The sequence below is a fragment of the Vibrio sabulosilitoris genome, assembly GCF_055391395.1.
Genome location: NZ_AP029600.1, coordinates 1,292,164 through 1,310,558, shown reverse-complemented (window position 1 = coordinate 1,310,558; position 18,395 = coordinate 1,292,164). Strand labels below are relative to the sequence as shown.

Here is an 18,395-nt window from a genome sequence, read left to right as displayed (position 1 = left end):
TTTCACGACAAGGCTCCAATCAGCTCTGCAACATAGGCAGCTGACGTGCCTGGCGGTATGCTGAGTTCAACCTCACCCAAAGAGAGTGTCATATTCGCTACTGACGTGCGCACCGATTGATAGTGAGTGGTCTTTTCGACAAGTTGTGCCTTAACGAAGCCACTGTTTTGGTTGGTACTTATTTGCTGTAGCCGTTGCCGCTTAGCGAAAAAGGTCGATGGACTGAGATTGTTCTGCTCACAAAAGGCACGTTGAGTGAGTTCGCTCGCTTCGTATTGCTCGAATAATGCCTGCCATTCCTGGTCACTACGTCGTTTAGCCATAATCTTACCTCCGTGTTAGTGAAATAAGATCATAATTGGGGACTGAGACTATTAGAATGCGGTGTTTATGGGGCGCTTACACCAAAACGTCACTCCGGCTCCGATTGATTGAACGGATTTCGTGTAGTTTGATAGAGTATTCATTTCAGGATCGAATCAAATACGCCATCCAAGACAATTCGAAGTACAGCAGATATCGAGTCATTACCGACTGATGTAACAATTTCTGGCATTTTGTAGGAAATGCCATCTCTATCGATGTATCCCGCATCGTCTGAGTAGTACAACTTCAAGTATTTTGAAATTGTGTCATTAACCTTAACTTGGTTGCTATTAGCTTTCGAGCCACTCAAAGGTGCATCTTCACCAGAAGTCATAGTTCTCATAGAGGAATTTGAACCGTAATTATTCTTTATTAGAGCAGCAAACTCCTCAATGTCCTTTGGTGAAATATCAATCGATTCTACTTGACCTCGTACGATGTCACTCTCAGATAGCTTTATCAGTTTTTGGATTAAGGGATCGTTGTTTAAGTAATCTGGCAGAAATTTTTGGTTCTTCCAAACTAATGATTCATCCTCGAATTCTGGTCCATAGATATTTTTATAAGCCTTGGACAAATTGCCATAGATTAAACTATTTAATTCTTGCTCCCTCTGAATAGTATTCTCATCCCTTTTTGATTGAATAAAGTAGCTTTCATTTGCAACAACCAATGCATCTTCACTTGGTATAGAACCGCAACCTACGAGCAGTAGTGGTAAAAAGTAGAAAATAAATTTCATAATCCATACCTTTCAGAATGACATGAATTTTAGCGTAGCTTATATGGTAAAAAATGGATGATTGTGATTAAAAATTACATATTTGAGTTGTAAAAATGTGATTAAAGTAGAAGTTATAAGCGCACTTAACGTAGTGGTGTTGGTAGATTTAAGGCCAAGCTAAAGTCGAATACATTGACGCCAGCTAGCTTCATTGATGACGAGAAATATTCAAGATAAGCTTGACCATAAAGGGCAATCATAAATTGATGTTTGATAAATTTACGGGCTTGAGCATAAAGTCCTATCGTAAACTAATATCTAATACTAGCTTATTTGAAGGTGAGCTGTTAAGACCCCAGTTCCATAGACACAGCCCCAATATAACAAGCCCTGCGACACTCTCCACAGCCATTGCACTTATCTGCATTCAGCTTAGGCAGTTCACCTTCTTCAATTGAGATCGCCTTTGTACCACAAACTCGTTCACACTCATCACAGTCCAACCCAAGATGGTTATTGCATGCCTCAGCAAATTTGGGTTTTAGATCGATATGTGGCTCGGAGGTCATATGCAGAGCGCCAGTTGGACACACTTGCGTACAGGCATCGCAAAACGAGCAAGTGTTGTAATCAAGATTGATCTTAATGTTCGTTTCTTGCTTTTCGATTACGCTATTAGGGCAGGCCAACTCACACTCGCCACAATTATTACAAAGGCGCTCAAATAGAGGCTCGGCTACCGCGCGAGGAGGGCGGGGCATTGACCTTTGATGTACCTCATTCTCAGCTTTAGATTGCTGAATAGGCTTTAAGGCTCGGGTTAGAAAACCGCGACGTTTGTTGTCAATGGATTCTTGCATCGAGATAGAGCTTTTTTTGTTCAACCTGAAGCTGGTTTTCCTCAACCAGTACCGCTAGCCACTGCTTGGTTTCAACCGCTAAGGCTTTGAAGTATTTAATATCTGTAGAGTTTGACAGCAGTTGTAAGTAATCAGGTGCCCAAGGAAGTAGGTGCTTTTCTAATAACTCGATAGCGGCCTTAACTTTATTCACTTCAAGTAAATAAGAGTACGCCATAAGCATTAAACCAAATTGATCTTCAGGCTCACGTGTGCCTGTGTCCATATCCATATCTTGGCTATGCAGAAATTGACGATAATCTACGGTTGAGTGACCAAAAATAACTCTGTCCTTATCTAGGTATACAGAGCCCCAAGGTGGTGCAGGCATCGGGCCAATTCCATTAAAAAGTCTTTGAAATTCATGGCTAAGAGATTCTTCTGGCTCAGAGATAAGTGCTGATTTGCACTCAGAAGTGAGCACATGTTCCAGTGTTAATGCAGATATGAGGGATTGAGTCTCTGCTTTGGATTGCCACTGATAGAAGAGGACTCCTAAAATTTTGGCAGTACTTTTTGAATTGATAATCATTATTGTTTACGACGGAGCCTGTTTGGTGAAATGTACCTTGTTTGGTTCGGAGTGTCTTTGAGCGAAACCTCATAATTTCAGTTTTAGATTTATTTTTATTGGTTTATTGATAATTATCAAGATAGCTTTGCTAAAGAGGTGCACTTGGGGTTTCTGGTCCTAAAGTATGAGTTAGGAATAATCGAAGGCACCTTTATATGAAAAATAATGATAAAGATTCTGCTCTGAACATGACCCGACGTGGGTTTATCAAGGCTTCCTCCGCTCTTGGTAGTGTAGCGGCTGTCGCTAGTGGGATCACCTTACCCTTTAAATCAAAGTCAGCCGCAGCTGCGGCAACCGAAGCGGTGGATGAAAAAGTGGTTTGGAGTGCGTGTACCGTTAACTGCGGTTCGCGTTGCCCCCTTCGTATGCACGTTCAAAATGGCGAAATCAAATACGTCGAAACCGATAACACAGGCGACGACGTTTACGGCCAAGATCATCAGGTACGTGCGTGCTTACGTGGTCGCTCTATGCGCCGCCGTGTTTACAATCCAGACCGGCTAAAATACCCGATGAAGCGTATCGGTAAGCGTGGTGAAGGTAAGTTCAAGCGTATCACTTGGGAAGAGGCCTACGACGAAATTGCCGTTAGCATGCAACGCCTTATCAAGGATTACGGTAATGACTCTATCTATCTAAACTATGGTACTGGTACTCTGGGTGGCACGGTCACTAAGTCATGGCCACCAGCGCAAACCTTGATTGCGCGTCTTATGAACCTATGTGGTGGCTATCTGAATCATTATGGCGACTACTCAACAGCGCAGATCGCTAAGGGCCTAAGTTACACTTATGGCGGTTGGGCGAATAACAACTCTTTCTCCGATCTGCAAAACGCTAAGCTTAATGTTCAGTTCGGTAATAACCCGGCAGAAACGCGTATGTCTGGTGGTGGTCTTATTCACCACTATGTAGAAAGCAAGAACCTCTCTAATGTTCGCACTATTATCGTTGACCCGCGTTATACCGATACCGCTGGTGGCCGTGAAGATCAATGGATTCCAATTCGTCCTTCGACCGACGCGGCTCTAGTCGCAGGCCTTGCGCACGTGATGATCACCGAGGATCTAGTCGACCAAGCTTTCCTAGACAAATACTGTGTAGGTTACGACGAGAAGACACTTCCTGCCTCAGCGCCAAAGAACAGCGACTATAAATCTTACATCCTAGGTAAGGGCGAAGACGGCGTTGAGAAAACCCCTGAATGGGCTGCGAAGATCACAGGTATTCCAGTGGATACGATTGTGAAGCTTGGCCGCGAAATGGGTAACAACAAACCCTGTGCCATCCACCAAGGCTGGGGTTTACAGCGCACGGCCAACGGTGAGCTAGCGTGTCGCGCCATTGCTATGCTGTCACTTTTAACTGGCTCTGTAGGTGTTTCCGGCGGTTCAACGGGGGCTCGTGAAAGTGACATCAATATCCCATTTGTACGCTTCCCGACGGTACCCAACCCAGTTCAAACCTCTATCTCTATGTTCTTGTGGACCGATGCTATCTATCGTCACGAAGAGATGACCGACATTACTGATGGTGTACGCGGTGCTGAGCGTCTAAAAAACCCGATTAAGATGATCTGGAACTACGCAGGTAACTGTATTATCAACCAGCACTCAGACATCAACCGCACCCATGACATCCTTCAAGATGATAAGGCGTGTGAGATGATCGTGGTGATTGATAACCACATGACCTCTTCTGCAAAATACGCGGACATTATCCTGCCTGATTTGACCACGTCTGAGCAAGAAGACTGGGCGATGGATGGCAAAGCAGCAAACATGCCTTATTTCATCTATGCGCAAAAAGCGATTGAGCCTCAGTTTGAGGCTAAGAGCATCTACGAGATATGTAGCCAACTGGCTAAGCGCATGGGTGTAGAGAAAGCGTTCACGGAAGGTCGCACACAAGAAGAGTGGGTAGAGCATCTCTACGCTGAAACGCGCAAGAATGACCCAGATCTTCCAACCTTCGAAGAGATGAAAGAGATGGGCATCTACAAGCGTAGTCACGATCACCACTACATTGCTTATGAAGATTTTCGCAAAGACCCAGAGGCGAACCCGCTAACGACACCGAGTGGTAAGATTGAGATCTACTCAGAAGCGCTTGCAGATATCGCAGCAACCTGGAAACTTCCAGAAGGCGATGTGATCCATCCGCTTCCTATCTATGTGGACTCGTTTGAAGGTCATAACGACCCGCTCACAGCGAAATACCCGCTGCAGCTTACTGGTTTCCACTATAAGTCACGTACGCACTCGACGTATGGCAACGTCGCCGAGATCAAGGCGGCGGCTCCACAAGAATTGTGGATTAACCCAATCGATGCAAAGGAGCGTGGTATTGAGAATGGCGACATGGTGCGGATCTTTAATGACCGTGGAGAAACGCATATTCCAGCCAAAGTAACCCCCCGTATCTTGCCACGTGTTGTCGCGCTAGGTGAGGGTGCTTGGTATGCCCCTGATGGTCAGAAAATTGACCGTGCAGGCTCTATCAACGTATTGACCACGCAACGTCCAAGTCCATTGGCTAAGGGTAACCCTCAGCACTCGAATTTGGTTCAAATTCAAGCGGTTAAAAAGGCATAAGGTAGACTGGAATGAAACAGTACGGCTTTTACATAGATTCAAGTAAATGCACAGGTTGTAAGACTTGCCAGCTTGCTTGTAAAGATTATCGAGATCTCGACATCAAACAGAACTATCGACGCATCTACGAGTATGCAGGGGGTGGTTTTGTACAAGACGGGGATACCTGGATTCAGAAAGATGTGTTTTCTTACTATCTTTCTATTGCATGTAACCACTGCTCAAACCCTGCGTGTGTGAAGGTGTGCCCGTCGGGTGCCATGCACAAGCGCCAGGAAGATGGCCTAGTCATTGTGAGTGAGGATATCTGCATCGGTTGTCGTCACTGTGAAAATGCATGCCCTTACGGCGCACCACAGTACAGCAAAGAGAAAGGTCATATGACCAAGTGTGACGGTTGTTATCAACGTGTTGCCCAAGGCAAGCAGCCTATGTGCGTGACTTCTTGTCCGCTACGTGCTCTCGAATTTGGTGAGATCAACGAACTGCGTGCTAAGTACGGTATTAACGCAGACGTTGCACCGCTTCCGCACTCTACGCAGACGATACCGAACATCGTTATTAAGCTAAACAAGAACTCTAAGCCCACTGGCGATACCAGTGGTTTCCTAGCTAACCCGAAGGAGGTGTAAGATGATTTTCCATGAATGGTCTCTGATCTTCTTTACTGTGTTTGCACAGACAGTGGTTGGTGCGTATGTGCTGGTTAGCTGCCGCGCGCTGGTGGATGGCCACGATAGCGATAAGATCAACCGTTATAAAATCCCAATGTTCTTCCTTTGGGCACTCATGGGGGTTGGCTTCTTGTTCTCAACTGCCCACCTTGGCTCGCCACTGCGCGCGTTCAATGCACTGAACCAGTTTGGCTCGGCATGGCTTTCTAACGAGATTTTTTTCGGCGCGGCGTTCTTTGCAGTCGGTGGCCTTCAGTGGCTACTGTCTGTCCTAAATAAGGGCGGTGCAGGTTTGCAGAAGATCCTGATGTTCGCTGCAATGGCTCTAGGTGTTGTGTTTATGTATGCCATGATCAATGTGTACATGATTGATACCGTTCCTACTTGGAATAATATCTACACCCCAATGAGCTTTATCATGACCATAGCCGTTGCTGGCCTTCTGTTCTCGCACTTGGTCTTTGCTAGTGCGGATGAAGCCGAGTTAAAGCTTAGCCGTAACTTCGCAATGCTAGCGGTAGTCGTGGTAGCCATCAGCCTTATGGTGACTGTCTCTAAAGCAAACTTTATTGGTGAAGTGCAAACCTCAGCGGTAAAAGCGAGTGAGCTAGTAGATGGTCTGGGTATGTACCTTGTCGTTCAAGTTGCACTTCTTTTAGCGGGCTTGCTGATATGGCTTCTGCCTCTTCTTAATAAGAAGTCAGTCAATCCGATTAATCTTGGTTTGGCACTGGTACTGATTATTGGTTCAGAGCTGATTGGTCGTGGTCTATTTTACAGCCTGCATATGACCACTGGTTTCTAGGCCTCGCGATTGATATCTTTGATTAAGCGACAGCACACCTTCGGGTGTGCTTTTTTATGTTGGTGGGATCTGGACAACTCAACAAGATCCTTTTCTAAACGAAATGAACTCATAGTCTATCGGAGAGCACGTGCTATTGGCAGTATATTGCTAGACGTAAGAGTATTCAGTATTTAGCTATCCCTAATACCACTTACTATCGCGAGACTATCTTTGAGTCAGCTCGATGACGGCCAAACCTGCCATGTATGATATCTCTCTCCTCAAAGAGAGGCGTCTTTGGGCATCTTTTTGTATCTAAATCATACCTATAAGACCTACTCTTTATCCTTTTGACCAATCACCCAATCAACAAAAAGCTGAGCCCCAGGATTAGTACAGTGGTCAGCGATAGAGAGAAAATAGGCTTTCTCTGTAAAATCCATCATCTCAGTTAACGCGATCAACTGGCCAGTTTCCAATAGCTCTTTTACCTGCCAATCCCAAACAAGCGCGATTCCCGTATCATTAATGGCCGCCTGAATCACTGCAACTTGGTCGGTCATACAGATGGCGTCGTAGGGGATGCGGTATTCAAGCCCGGCCTTATTGGACCAGCTCTGCCAGCCTTCCCAGAACTCCAACTCATCTTTGAGCATAATGAGTGGTAGATCGAACACATTGGTGATGTCTATTTCGCCGCCTTGCTTGTCGAGAAACCCCGGGCTGCATACCAGTAGCATGCGCTCAGCGAAAAGTAGGTAGTTGTTGTGGTTTTGTGCATGGATGGGGGAGTAGAAAAAGGCAACATCGTAATTGGCCTCGCTGGCAACCTGGCGTTCATTGTTAACCTTGAGATTAAACAAGACATCCGGATGGGCCTGTCGAAAAAGGTTGAGTTTTGGTAGTAGCCAGAAATGGAGGAAACACGGTCCCACCTCGATATCGAGCGCGGGGATAGCCGCGGCCTCGTCCATATTTAACGTCTCTTCTGCAAGAATCGTCAATGCCTGCGTGACCTTCTCGATGTATATCTTGCCGTAATCGGTGAGACGTACCCCTTGCGGTGAGCGAATAAACAGCTCAGTGCTTAGCAACTCTTCCAGCTGTTTTATCTGCTTGCTCACGGCTGTCGGTGTGACGCAAAGCTCGTCCGCGGCCTTGGTTAGGCTTCCCAATCGTGCTGCAGATTCGAACATGATCAGGCTGCTACTGGAGGGTATTAACTTGGGGTCTATAGGCATTGTGGCTCTTGTGTGAACTTTTAGTTAAGGCTATGGTAACTAAATACTGATTTACTGACAAATTGAACCCTTTAACATAGTCAGTTCTGCAGTAAACAAAAGGATTTGCATGAATACCGTACAAGAGTGCCATCATGAATGGCTGACCCTTCCTGATGGTACCCGACTTGCTTACCGGGCATGGATGCCTGAAGATGTTCTGACCAACCCAGTCCCAGCGATACTTGAATTTCTCCCTTACCGAAAGAATGATGGCACTGTTATTCGTGATGAGATCACGATGCCACAGACCGCCGCCCATGGTTATGCTTGCATTCGGGTGGATCTGCGTGGTTGCGGTGAATCGGAGGGGCTATTCGACGATGAGTACTCTGCGCAAGAGCTGCAAGACGGATGTGATGTGATCGCCTGGATTGCGTCGCAGCCATGGTGTGATGGTAGCGTTGGTATGGTGGGGATTTCCTGGGGCGGCTTTAATTCTCTTCAAGTGGCGGCACTTGGGCCTCCTGCGTTGAAAGCGATCATCACCCAGTGCTCAACCGACGATCGTTTCCGCGATGACATTCATTTCTCGGGTGGCTGTCTGCTTAACGATAACATGGATTGGGCGGCTTTCTTTTGGGCGTATGCGCTGGGCCGGGCACCGGATGCGAGCTTAGTCGGTGATGACTGGCAGTCTATCTGGCTTAAGCGCCTTAACCAAATGCCCTTTCTGGCTAAGCCATGGCTGACCAATCAGACCCGCTCTGAGTACTGGAAGCACGGCTCAGTATGTGAAAACTACTCAGATATTGAGATACCAGTCTATGCGATGGGTGGCTGGGCTGACGGGTATCGTAATACCGTCTTTACCTTGCTCAGCAACCTATCTGGACCGAAAAAGGGTCTCGTGGGTCCTTGGGCCCACAAGTATCCCAATATCGCCTATCCCAATCCGAAAATGGATTATGTTGCTGAGTCGGTTCGCTGGTGGGATCGCTGGCTGAAAGGGGTCGATAATGGTATCGACAGCGAGCCAGAGCTTCACTATTACTTGCAAGACGCCGTGTTACCGCAAACGGATTATGAGCATCGCCCGGGGCGCTGGGTCAGTGAGCCGACCTGGCCGTCACCATTTACAGAGCACCGTACTTGGCATTTCGCAGACAAGTACTTGTCGGCCTCGGTGTCTGACTCAGCCCCAGTCAGTATTCGCTCGCCACACACGGTGGGATTGGATGGCGGGCGTTTCTGTGTTGGTATCCGCCTGGATATGGAGCAGCCTTGTGATCAAAGGCTGGATGATGCTGGCTCGCTGGTGTTTGATACCGATACCTTGGATGAAGACTTGCCACTGGCAGGTCAGGTCATGGCGCATCTGGCACTGTCGAGCGACAAACCTCAGGCCTATGCGGTAGTGAGAATTTCTGATGTACACCCGACAGGGGAGGTTACTCGAATTACTCATGGCTTGCTCAACTTGTCTCATCGTGACAGTCATGAGTTCCCGGCCCCGCTGGTTGCAGGAGAGATCTACGAGGTGGATATCCCGCTCAACCATATGGCTTACGTCGTCCCCAAAGGCCATAAGGTACGTATTGCGGTATCTACGGCCTACTGGCCATTAATCTGGCCATGTGGCGAGGATGCAACACTGACACTGTACCCATCGCGTTGCTCGGTGACGGTTCCGTTGAACATGTCACCGACACCCTCCGATTTGGTGCCTGATTATGATAGCCCCGTGACCTTTGCAGGCGATCTGCTGCGAGCGCCAGGTAGCAAGCGGGTGGTGCATCGTGATTACAAGACGGGGACCCACATACTTGAGACATACGAGGATTTTGGCCGTCAGCGCTTTGCTTCCTGTGCCAGCGAGATTGATTTTATCATTGAGCAGGCGATGTCTATCCATCCACAAGACCCACTTAGCGCAAAAAATGCTATCCACCTTTGTGTTGATATGGGGCGCGAGGGCTGGCGTACGGGCATCGAAGCCGATTATGAAATGACTTGTGATGCATCACATTTCTACATTAAGGCGCATTGGACGGCGCGAGTCGAAGACAAAGTCATCTTTGAAAAGAGCTTTGATGAAACCATAAAACGGAACTACATGTAATCTCATATCAAGGATGATGTAATGATTAAGAATATTCGACCTTTGGTCTTTTTCCCCACCTTTTTCATACTGGTGGCGGCGTTGGTGTTGAGTTTAATTGAGTTGGAGCAGTTTACTGCTGTTACGGGGGCGATTAACGACAGCATATTACAGAACTTTTCTTGGCTGTTCAGCTTGGGCAGTTTCTATCTATTAGTTCTGATTGTCATCACCTATTTCTCTAAGTTAGGCAACATTCGCATCGGGGGTGAGAAGAGCACTCCACGGATCAGCAAAAAGCGCTGGTTTATGATTGTGCTGTGTACCACGCTTGCGGTGGGTGTCCTGTTTTGGACCACGGCTGAGCCGATTTATCACATCTATGGGCCACCGGCGAGTCTAAATATCGAGCCGGGCAGTGGTGATGCGATACTGTTCTCCATTTCTGCGATGTTTCTGCACTGGGGACCAACACCCTATGCTATCTATTGTGTTCCGGCGCTGATTTTTGCACTGGCGTTTTACAACCTGAAGCTGCCATTTTCTATTGCCAGCTCGCTTAAACCCGTATTCGGCCGCTTTCTCACGCCACAGATGTGCGATGTGGTGGATGCGTTGGCGCTGTATTCGCTTGTCGTGGGCATGGCGTCCTCGCTTGGTACCGGTGCGCTCACTTTGGTAGGTGGTGTGAGCCAGTTTATCGAGGTAGAGCGTAACACGCTGACTTTGGGTGTCTTTATCGCCATTATCGTTGGAACCTTTATTTTTTCTGCCTGCAGCGGCCTCAATAAAGGGATAGCACGCATGTCGCAGTTAAATTTCTGGATGTTGATCGGGCTGTTTGTGTTTGTATTGCTAGTCGGGCCAACGACCTACTCATTGGCGCTGGGCGTCGAAGGGTTGGGTGAGTTCTTACAGTCGTTTTTCCGCTTAAGCCTGTTTACCGGTCAAGCGGCACAAGACCCATGGCCACAATGGTGGAGCGTGTTCTACTGGGCGGTATGGTTTGCTTGGGCTCCTATCACCGCGATGTTCCTCGGCAAAATCGCCCGAGGCTATACAGTGAAAGAGTTTATTCAGGTCAACCTGATCTACCCCAGCATGTTTATCCTGGTATGGGTGACCGTTTTCTCTGGCACTGCGATCTTTATGGACATGCAGAGCGGCGGCGAGCTGTACAAGGTACTCAACGAGCAAGGCATCGAGCAACTGCTTTACCATATTATGGGCCAGCTACCATTTGGTGGATTGACCTCCTTCTTCTTGATCTTAATCGCGTTTATTTCTTACGTGACAGCGGCAGATTCCAGTACGGATGCGATAGGTGATCTATGTACTCGGGATTTCGATGCAGAATCCGATGAAGGCTCTTCTCTGCCGATCAAGATCCTATGGGGGACATTGATTGGTCTCGTCGCTTGGATCATGGTAAGTACCGTCGGCATAAACGGCGTCAAGCAGCTCTCTAATCTCGGCGGCTTGCCTGCAACGGTGATTATTCTTAGCTGCAGCTTAACCTTGGTCCGCTGGTTGCGTAATCCAGAACTGCTGAGTGCTAAGAGTGACGTAAAATTTGAAGATACAAGCACGAGTGCCATCCCTCATTCGGCAAAGAGTTTGCAGACAGAGTAGGTCGCCTCCAATAATTTGGGTGATTGCTATAGCAATACTAAGCGCTTATCTCTGATCGAGGCTGGGTTGATAAAACCCACCTCGTAAATGTTGCAATAGCAATCAACCGAGAGGTCAGACTACGGCAAGCGTGAGATAAAATACGCGGTTTACTTTCTATACTCCTGTGTAGATCTGTTAGTGGCATAAACGGTGCATCCGATGAGTGAAACGGATAAATTACTAACTTGGGTCCTCATTTAGCTGTGTGTGGTTACTTGGTTCTATTGGGGATCCATTGAGGACAAAGGAACTATGTATCACTTTAATATCCGCGCTTTGGAGTACCTGAATGCGGTTTCCCGATATGGTTCGTTGCGAAAAGCATCGAAAATGCTCAGTGTTGATCCAGCAGCCATTAGCCGAATGCTTTCCCAGTTGGAAGAGCAAATCGAAGCACCGATATGGGAACGCCATCAAGGCGGGGCTAAACTCACTGATGCTGGCATAGAGCTACTTAATTTTTATCGTACAACCGTCGCCAATGAAGCCGCGGTTTATTCTCGGTTGAATGATTTAAAGGATCTCAAATACGGTAAAGTTCGAGTGGCGGTAGGAGAAGGCTTCATTGCCGATCTCATATCCAAGCCGATGCAAGATTTTATGAATCAATATCCTGGTATTCAGTTAACAATAGAAACCGCTGGAGCTTCAGATGCGGTGCAATTATTAGAAGATCGCCAAGTAGACTTTGCCGTTACCTATGCATCCGCTCCTCATCCCAAGCTACATTGTCACGTAGAAAGATGCCACCCATTAGATATCGTGGTGCCAGCTGATCATGAGCTAACCAAAGGCGATGCTGTTGAGTCGATACAAGATATCGCGGATTATCCCTTGGCGTTGATTGATAGTTCGACGGGAATGGGCCGGTTAGTAAAAATTGAAGAGCAGCTTTCACATATCAACCTTGAGCCTAGGCTGTGCACTAACTCCGTCTCTGTGCTAACCAGCTTTGTGACTTCAGGCAGCGGAATTATATTTATGCCAAGGCTAACGGTAATCGAAGAGCTCAAGCAAGGGATGATTGAGATATTGGAGTATCGGCCCAAGGTCTTTGAGCAGGCCAGCGCACGAGTGCTATCTCTCAAAGACAGAGAGCTGACTTTGCAAGCCCAAGCCTTTATGAACTTCCTTATCGATAACTCTCGTTTTCTTAATGAAGACGCACCAGATATGGGCGTTGACGCACCAGAAAAAGGCGTTGACTATATGTCAATGCAATAGCTATTTCGTCATCAACACATTAATTTTATATTGATAACTAGGTTCTAGAAAATGGATTAACTAGTACAGGAAGTTGAATGATGATCACTCAATTAGCACGAAATTTATTGGTAGTTTCACTCTTAAGCACGAGCAGTTTTATCGCTGCAGCTCAAACCATTGACTTAAGCTATAACGGCGCCCCCGATGCGGATAAAAATGCAGTTCATTTGTTCGCATCAAACTTAAAGTCCTATGTCGAAAAGGAGTCAAATGGAGAGCTGAAGATCAACCTTTATCCAAACAGTATGCTGGGTGAAGAGCAGGAGAGGATGGAGCAGGTGATCAACATGCCGAGCTTGAATATCGCCTCTTTTGGCGGTGTATCACCCTTGGTTCCTGAGGTGTTTGTTAGTGCAATCCCTTTTATGCTGAAAAGTAATACTCAAGCGCATAACTTCTTCGATCACGGTGAATATTGGAAGCAATTAAAAGCCACCTTCTATGAAAAAACCAATGCGCATATGCTGGCGGTAATTGAAGAAGGTGGTTTCTTAGCGTTTACCAACAATAAAAGAGAAATCAGGACGCCAGATGATTTTAAAGGCTTAAGGTTTCGTGCGATGGATAAAAGCCAAGTTGCGCTCTATGAGTCATTTGGCGCTTCAGGGACGCCTATTCCTTGGACAGAAGTCTATATGGCGCTGAAAACTGGGGTGGCGGACGGGCAAATGAATCCACCGATGTACATCATTATGGGGAGCCTGAATGAGGTACAGAAATACCTGACTCTCGCCAATATCCAATACTCAGACCAATTTCTCATCGGCAATGACGCACTTCTAAATAGCTTGTCTGATAAAGAGAAGCAGATCCTGATGGACGGCATCCAACAAGCCGGAGAGATCAATCGTAAGTCGGTAGCGGAGCAGGTGCAAAATCGGATTGATTACCTGGCTCAAAACGGTATGCAGGTTTATCAACCAACGCAAGAAGAGCTTGCACAGTTTCAAAAAATTTCTCAGCCTTCATACCTCGCTTGGCTAAAAGAAGAGGGGATTGAACAGAAGTGGGTTGATATGGCCCTTGAAGATGCGAAGTCGTTTTAAATATTTGTGATTTTGGTGCCCACAAGGGCACCAAAGATTGAATAGAGGTCTATGCAATGAGCAAATATTTTAGCAATAAGTATTCAACCGAGATTCCGCACCTTATTCAGGAATAAACCGCTTCATAGAACTTACCCAGTAAACTAAGCAGCCGAGTTTGGTGCTCTTGAAGCCCTGTAATGAATCGTTGGTCGTTAATATCTAAGGTATCTATTCCCTCGAACTTCAAGAAGACCCAGCGTGCAGTCGGTTTCGATGTTTGCTTGTTCTTAACCATACTCGGGAAAAACTCCTCGGTTTGTCCCAGTTGCTCTCTGATCTTGTGCTCTAAGCTGGCATAAACTAGCAGACTCAATGTCATTATCATGAGTAACGCTTCAATGCGTTGGGGCTTTTTCAAAAATATTGAAGAGGTCAAAAACTCGGGACTTTTTAGAAAACGGAAGCCACGCTCAACCTTTTGTTGAGACTTGTAGTGATCTAGAAGTGCTGCCATTGTCAGACTTTCGTTGCCGATGTCATTAGTGGCTAGAATGAACATGCCTACTTTGAGCTTTGCTAGCTTCACTTTTTCTAGGTCGGTGTACGGCACGGCCTCTATAAAATACTGATATCCTGAGGGTTCATCGCCTTTCTTCGGACGACCTGGATTGGCATAAATAGCAGCTTTGACGATAGCGGAGTGTTCAAAGCCTAGTAACAGGCACTGCGCCTTGAACTCCTTAAGCGCATGCTCAGCATCAGTATCGCATGCAAATGGCTTTTTACTGAGCTTGTTCAACGCTCTGATTTCTTTGGCGATGTTTTTCTCTAAGTTCTTGTAGAAGGTAATTTCTTCTCGTTTAGTTGCTTGCTCACTGTGAACCAACAACCACCGCTGAGCAACCTTGCCATAGTTTGAGTCTACCCAACATCCTGAATAGCCATCTACAATCTTACTTAACTGCTCTGGCTCTAGGCTAAGTAGTGCTTGTTTTGCTTGCTTGATAGTCATTGGAACACGGGTAATGAACTTTTGTTTTTGCTCATCAAGTGAGCAGATACTTTCTTCAGTGTATAGGGCTGCATCAGCGATAAAGTATCGACTATTCTGTGCCGCTTTTAAGCAATGGATATGATTACTAGTGACTTCAGCGAATGCCTTGGCATCATTGGTGTTGCCACTAAGCGCCTGCATATAAACAGGAAGGCCAGCTTGGTTTTCACAAATGAGCTCAAGAACCACCTGATTGAGCTCAGGACGATGATCTCGGCTATAGCCCTTCACTAACTTGATTGCCTTGGTATCTTCCTCGTGCGCATACTCACCATCAACGTGAAAGCTCGTGATATCAAGGTGTACAGAGTCGCTAGCGAGGCCAAGTTTATCGACCACACGTTCGGCGATGACCTGATAAAGCGCTGAGACATCGGCCTCATACAGCGCATCCAAGGTTCGGCCGAGTACATCATCGGTGAGATGGTGCGCTTCAATATCCTTAGCAAGCAACTTAGAGATGGGTTTGGTTTCAAAGAAGTCAGAGAACATATGCAATGTTCTACTGTGAAAGCCTAACCCATTGAGAATCATGGCTAAGACTGCATCACCATGGGAAACGTTGTGATTAGAGTACTTGGGAATGACTGAATCTATCATTTTTGATAGGCCAATCTCGTGACAAAATGCAGCAATGAGCCCGAGGTGATCCAAACGCTTAATAACAGGTTGCTGAGTAGGCATAGTTTAAAACCGTCAAATAACAGTAATAGATCAAACCTGCAGATCGCGGTCAAGATGTTATCATCCTTTTCACTGCTAAATGTTCACTGGATCACACTGTTTTAATTCTAAAATTAGGTGCGGAATGACGGATTCAATACTCTTTACATCTTTATCTATTGGTTGCCTTTCTATCAATGTGATCACCCTGCTCGGTGGTGTTTTTTCAAGATATTTCCTCGGATCATCACCAATATGGGTCGATGAGCTATCTCGATATTTAATCATTGGCGGTGTGATGTTGATAGCCGGAATCGTGCTGTTAAACGGTGAGCACATGCGATTAAACTTAGTTGATAGGCTTGCATCAGAAAAAACTAAGTGTGTGATAAATCTCTATCAAGGTTTGGTGGTGACAGTGGTTTTAGGCGGTGTTGCCTATTTCAGCTATACCTATGCATTATCAATAGTTAAATTCACCACGATAGGCTTAGGGATAAGCAAGAGCATCCCAATGTTTTCCCTGCCTATCGGTTTTGGCAGTCTATTTCTATGCTCATTGCATGGTTTAGTTAAACAAGTTTTGCAGCTGATAAAAGGCTCGCCTGTCGCTAGGGAGGTCTCATGACTTTAGCGATAGTGTCGGTATTTCTAGTTAATTTATTATTGGGCATTCCTTTGTTTGTGGCGCTGTTGTTGGCGTCACTGGTTGGGTTTTGGTTTGTTAACTTTGACTTAGCATTTCGAATGGTGCCACAGCAATTTTTCAGTGGTATTGATAGCTTTTCGCTGATGGCGATTCCACTGTTTATTCTCGGGGGTAACTTACTTAACGAAAGCGGCTTAACCCCCAAGCTGATGAATTTTTCAAGATCGCTGGTCGGACATTTGCGAGGTGGGCTTGGCGGCGTGAACATTGTATCCAGCGTATTTTTCGCTGGGGTCAATGGGTCTGCCGCTGCAGATACTACTGCGCTTGGCACTATTTTGGTCCCTGAGATGAAAAAAGAGGGATACGCACCAGGTTACGCCGCGGCGTTAACGGCGGGAAGCTCCCTGATAGGGCCGATTATACCGCCAAGTATATTCATGATTCTCTATGCTTCTTTAACCAACACCTCGGTAGGGGATCTCTTTCTTGCTGGCGTCATTCCGGGTCTACTATTAGGTAGCATTTTCTTTGTGGTCAATTGGAATTACTGCCGCAAGAACAGTATTAATGTCACGGGCGATAAACCCACAATGACAAGGGTTGTAAAGTCCTTTTTTACTGCAGTTCCCGCTCTTTTTGCCCCAATTATTATTCTATTTAGCATTGTATTTGGTGTGGTCACACCAACTGAATCTGGGGCTTTGATCGTGCTGTACTCAATAACTGTCGGGCTGATATCCAAGTCACTTACTTTTGAGAGGGTTGTCAATGCGCTGGTAGGGACAATGAAGCTAACCTCATCAATATTTATGATTATTGCGGCATCATCAATAATCACTTGGTTGCTTAGCTATGCAAAGGTCCCTGATAGTTTTCGATTGTTGTTAGAGCCCTTTGTAGAGTACCCAGTGGTTATTTTACTTACTATCAGTGCGATTACTTTTTTTATCGGCATGTTAATGGAAGAGGTATCGACCTTGATGCTACTGACACCCATATTTATGCCGATTGCTCTTCACGCCGGGATCGACCCAGTCCATCTTGGTTTAGTCGTTACAATGAATATCACCATTGCTTTGATCACGCCGCCGATGGGGGCTTGTTTGTATATCGCGAGTGCAGTGAGTAATGTGCCACTGACACAAATGTTCAAAGATATTATTCCATTTATTGGCTATGCGATATTGGTATTGCTCTGTGTGATATTTATGCCAGGTATAGTGCTATTTTTACCGGGGTTATTTAATTAATGATTGATAATTATAAGTGTATTGAAACGATGGATAATCCAGATTGGACAGCCATGGAATCAATAAAAATAGAAGATAACCTCGAAACATTAGTCCCGACATCACTCTCATCAAGGATAAGACATTACCCCGTTTACAACAAAATGGGAGTGGAAGGCTCGATATCGGAATGCTTTGTTCGAGAAACGGTGTTTGAAAAGCTACATCAAGCTGCCAAAGCGCTACCACAAGGTACTCACTTAGTTGTTCTTGATGGTTGGCGGCCCTATTGCGTGCAGCAATATCTTTATGAGGCGCTATTGAAAGAGCTAAAACTTAGCCCAGAGCACCGAGGAAAGAGCCTAGATAGCTTGCAGCTGTTGGCTCGCAATATCGTCTCGCCAGCGAAAACCAACCCACTCTGTCCAAGCCCGCATCTGACGGGAGGCGCTGTTGACGTGACGCTTTGTGATGACTTGGGTCGATTGTTAAACATGGGGACCCTGTTTGATGAAAATCATCCGCTTTCCTGGACTGCTGCGATAGAGCGCTGTGAGCATATAGAGCAACAGGTGATAGCTAATAGGAGAATGCTTTATCATGCCATGACGTCAGCAGGCTTTGCTAATCTGCCAAGTGAATGGTGGCATTACGGGTATGGGGATCAAATTTGGGCTTTCTATAATAAGCAGCCAGTAGCAATTTATGGCGCAACTAAGCCAATTGACCTAGTTACCTTGTGGAAGACGCCGAGTCAATAAGAACCGTTAGAAAAGATCAAGTGACCACCGACCAGCAATGTAGTCAGTAAGTCATGACAAATCGACTATTTAGGTCGCCGTGTCAATTACGCCGCTTCACACAGAGTTTGTGTGTTTTTGGTGAGA

The 18,395-nt window shown here is 46.2% G+C and carries 16 protein-coding genes; 10 read left to right on the top strand and 6 right to left on the bottom strand.

Annotated features, from left to right (window positions below):
- Positions 1 to 2 precede the first annotated feature (2 nt).
- From tnpA to ACZ5R2_RS21315, 4 genes are all read right to left on the bottom strand, one after another.
- Positions 3 to 323 (bottom strand): IS66 family insertion sequence element accessory protein TnpA, encoded by a 321-nt coding sequence (gene tnpA / locus ACZ5R2_RS21330; protein WP_464902614.1) that lies wholly within the window; start codon positions 321 to 323, stop codon positions 3 to 5.
- A 140-nt stretch (positions 324 to 463) separates the two neighbouring features.
- On the bottom strand, positions 464 to 1,108 hold the full coding sequence (locus tag ACZ5R2_RS21325; RefSeq protein ID WP_464902615.1) for a hypothetical protein: 645 nt from the start codon (positions 1,106 to 1,108) through the stop codon (positions 464 to 466).
- A 329-nt stretch (positions 1,109 to 1,437) separates the two neighbouring features.
- Complete coding sequence (gene napF / locus ACZ5R2_RS21320; RefSeq protein ID WP_464902616.1) at positions 1,438 to 1,950, bottom strand: ferredoxin-type protein NapF; 513 nt, start codon at positions 1,948 to 1,950, stop codon at positions 1,438 to 1,440.
- Entirely contained in the window at positions 1,934 to 2,521 is a 588-nt protein-coding gene (locus tag ACZ5R2_RS21315; protein WP_464902617.1) for a molecular chaperone TorD family protein, read from the bottom strand. Before ACZ5R2_RS21315 ends, napF begins: the two co-directional genes overlap by 17 nt.
- 197 nt (positions 2,522 to 2,718) lie before the next feature.
- Between ACZ5R2_RS21315 and ACZ5R2_RS21310 the strand changes: the two genes are divergently transcribed.
- From ACZ5R2_RS21310 to ACZ5R2_RS21300, 3 genes are read left to right on the top strand one after another with little or no spacing between them, the layout of a single operon-like run.
- Positions 2,719 to 5,160, top strand: coding sequence for a DmsA/YnfE/YnfF family dimethyl sulfoxide reductase (locus ACZ5R2_RS21310; protein WP_464902618.1), 2,442 nt, complete (start codon positions 2,719 to 2,721; stop codon positions 5,158 to 5,160).
- Positions 5,161 to 5,171: 11 nt separating this feature from the next.
- Entirely contained in the window at positions 5,172 to 5,792 is a 621-nt protein-coding gene (locus tag ACZ5R2_RS21305; RefSeq protein WP_464902619.1) for a DMSO/selenate family reductase complex B subunit, read from the top strand.
- Position 5,793: 1 nt separating this feature from the next.
- Positions 5,794 to 6,639, top strand: a complete 846-nt coding sequence (locus ACZ5R2_RS21300) for a dimethyl sulfoxide reductase anchor subunit family protein (protein ID WP_464902620.1) — start codon at positions 5,794 to 5,796, stop codon at positions 6,637 to 6,639.
- A 317-nt stretch (positions 6,640 to 6,956) separates the two neighbouring features.
- Here ACZ5R2_RS21300 and ACZ5R2_RS21295 read toward each other — a convergent pair whose 3' ends face one another.
- On the bottom strand, positions 6,957 to 7,817 hold the full coding sequence (locus ACZ5R2_RS21295) for a LysR substrate-binding domain-containing protein (RefSeq protein WP_464902621.1): 861 nt from the start codon (positions 7,815 to 7,817) through the stop codon (positions 6,957 to 6,959).
- Between the two features lie 154 nt (positions 7,818 to 7,971).
- Between ACZ5R2_RS21295 and ACZ5R2_RS21290 the strand changes: the two genes are divergently transcribed.
- The 4 genes from ACZ5R2_RS21290 (at position 7,972) to ACZ5R2_RS21275 (ending at position 13,928) form a co-directional block, all read left to right on the top strand.
- Positions 7,972 to 9,963, top strand: a complete 1,992-nt coding sequence (locus ACZ5R2_RS21290; RefSeq protein WP_464902622.1) for a CocE/NonD family hydrolase — start codon at positions 7,972 to 7,974, stop codon at positions 9,961 to 9,963.
- A 21-nt stretch (positions 9,964 to 9,984) separates the two neighbouring features.
- Positions 9,985 to 11,574, top strand: coding sequence for a BCCT family transporter (locus tag ACZ5R2_RS21285; RefSeq protein WP_464902623.1), 1,590 nt, complete (start codon positions 9,985 to 9,987; stop codon positions 11,572 to 11,574).
- A 294-nt stretch (positions 11,575 to 11,868) separates the two neighbouring features.
- Positions 11,869 to 12,840 (top strand): LysR family transcriptional regulator, encoded by a 972-nt coding sequence (locus ACZ5R2_RS21280; RefSeq protein ID WP_464902624.1) that lies wholly within the window; start codon positions 11,869 to 11,871, stop codon positions 12,838 to 12,840.
- Between the two features lie 77 nt (positions 12,841 to 12,917).
- On the top strand, positions 12,918 to 13,928 hold the full coding sequence (locus ACZ5R2_RS21275) for a TRAP transporter substrate-binding protein (RefSeq protein ID WP_464902625.1): 1,011 nt from the start codon (positions 12,918 to 12,920) through the stop codon (positions 13,926 to 13,928).
- 106 nt (positions 13,929 to 14,034) lie between these two features.
- Here the strand turns inward: ACZ5R2_RS21275 and ACZ5R2_RS21270 are convergent, their stop codons facing one another.
- Positions 14,035 to 15,648 carry an IS1634 family transposase gene (locus tag ACZ5R2_RS21270; protein ID WP_464899543.1) on the bottom strand — a complete coding sequence of 538 codons (1,614 nt, stop codon included), beginning with the start codon at positions 15,646 to 15,648 and terminating at the stop codon, positions 14,035 to 14,037.
- 124 nt (positions 15,649 to 15,772) lie between these two features.
- On the opposite strand from ACZ5R2_RS21270, the gene ACZ5R2_RS21265 reads away from it, so the two are divergent.
- Genes ACZ5R2_RS21265 through ACZ5R2_RS21255 form a run of 3 tightly spaced genes read left to right on the top strand, consistent with a single transcriptional unit; the run spans position 15,773 to position 18,269 of the window.
- A complete protein-coding gene (locus tag ACZ5R2_RS21265; RefSeq protein ID WP_464902626.1) occupies positions 15,773 to 16,255 on the top strand; it encodes a TRAP transporter small permease in 483 nt (160 codons plus the stop codon).
- Positions 16,252 to 17,529 carry a TRAP transporter large permease gene (locus ACZ5R2_RS21260; RefSeq protein WP_464902627.1) on the top strand — a complete coding sequence of 426 codons (1,278 nt, stop codon included), beginning with the start codon at positions 16,252 to 16,254 and terminating at the stop codon, positions 17,527 to 17,529. Before ACZ5R2_RS21265 ends, ACZ5R2_RS21260 begins: the two co-directional genes overlap by 4 nt.
- Positions 17,529 to 18,269 (top strand): M15 family metallopeptidase, encoded by a 741-nt coding sequence (locus ACZ5R2_RS21255; protein ID WP_464902628.1) that lies wholly within the window; start codon positions 17,529 to 17,531, stop codon positions 18,267 to 18,269. The genes ACZ5R2_RS21260 and ACZ5R2_RS21255 overlap by 1 nt, the downstream gene beginning before the upstream one ends.
- Positions 18,270 to 18,395: the final 126 nt, after the last annotated feature.

Coding starts and splice junctions, on each gene's coding strand:
- ACZ5R2_RS21280 (WP_464902624.1), top strand. CDS start 11,869: ATGTATCACTTTAATATCCGCGCTTTGGAGTACCTGAATGCGGTTTCC.
- ACZ5R2_RS21270 (WP_464899543.1), bottom strand. CDS start 15,648: ATGCCTACTCAGCAACCTGTTATTAAGCGTTTGGATCACCTCGGGCTC.
- ACZ5R2_RS21325 (WP_464902615.1), bottom strand. CDS start 1,108: ATGAAATTTATTTTCTACTTTTTACCACTACTGCTCGTAGGTTGCGGT.
- napF (WP_464902616.1), bottom strand. CDS start 1,950: ATGCAAGAATCCATTGACAACAAACGTCGCGGTTTTCTAACCCGAGCC.
- ACZ5R2_RS21265 (WP_464902626.1), top strand. CDS start 15,773: ATGACGGATTCAATACTCTTTACATCTTTATCTATTGGTTGCCTTTCT.
- ACZ5R2_RS21295 (WP_464902621.1), bottom strand. CDS start 7,817: ATGTTCGAATCTGCAGCACGATTGGGAAGCCTAACCAAGGCCGCGGAC.
- ACZ5R2_RS21305 (WP_464902619.1), top strand. CDS start 5,172: ATGAAACAGTACGGCTTTTACATAGATTCAAGTAAATGCACAGGTTGT.
- ACZ5R2_RS21285 (WP_464902623.1), top strand. CDS start 9,985: ATGATTAAGAATATTCGACCTTTGGTCTTTTTCCCCACCTTTTTCATA.
- tnpA (WP_464902614.1), bottom strand. CDS start 323: ATGGCTAAACGACGTAGTGACCAGGAATGGCAGGCATTATTCGAGCAA.
- ACZ5R2_RS21260 (WP_464902627.1), top strand. CDS start 16,252: ATGACTTTAGCGATAGTGTCGGTATTTCTAGTTAATTTATTATTGGGC.
- ACZ5R2_RS21300 (WP_464902620.1), top strand. CDS start 5,794: ATGATTTTCCATGAATGGTCTCTGATCTTCTTTACTGTGTTTGCACAG.
- ACZ5R2_RS21275 (WP_464902625.1), top strand. CDS start 12,918: ATGATGATCACTCAATTAGCACGAAATTTATTGGTAGTTTCACTCTTA.
- ACZ5R2_RS21315 (WP_464902617.1), bottom strand. CDS start 2,521: ATGATTATCAATTCAAAAAGTACTGCCAAAATTTTAGGAGTCCTCTTC.
- ACZ5R2_RS21255 (WP_464902628.1), top strand. CDS start 17,529: ATGATTGATAATTATAAGTGTATTGAAACGATGGATAATCCAGATTGG.
- ACZ5R2_RS21310 (WP_464902618.1), top strand. CDS start 2,719: ATGAAAAATAATGATAAAGATTCTGCTCTGAACATGACCCGACGTGGG.
- ACZ5R2_RS21290 (WP_464902622.1), top strand. CDS start 7,972: ATGAATACCGTACAAGAGTGCCATCATGAATGGCTGACCCTTCCTGAT.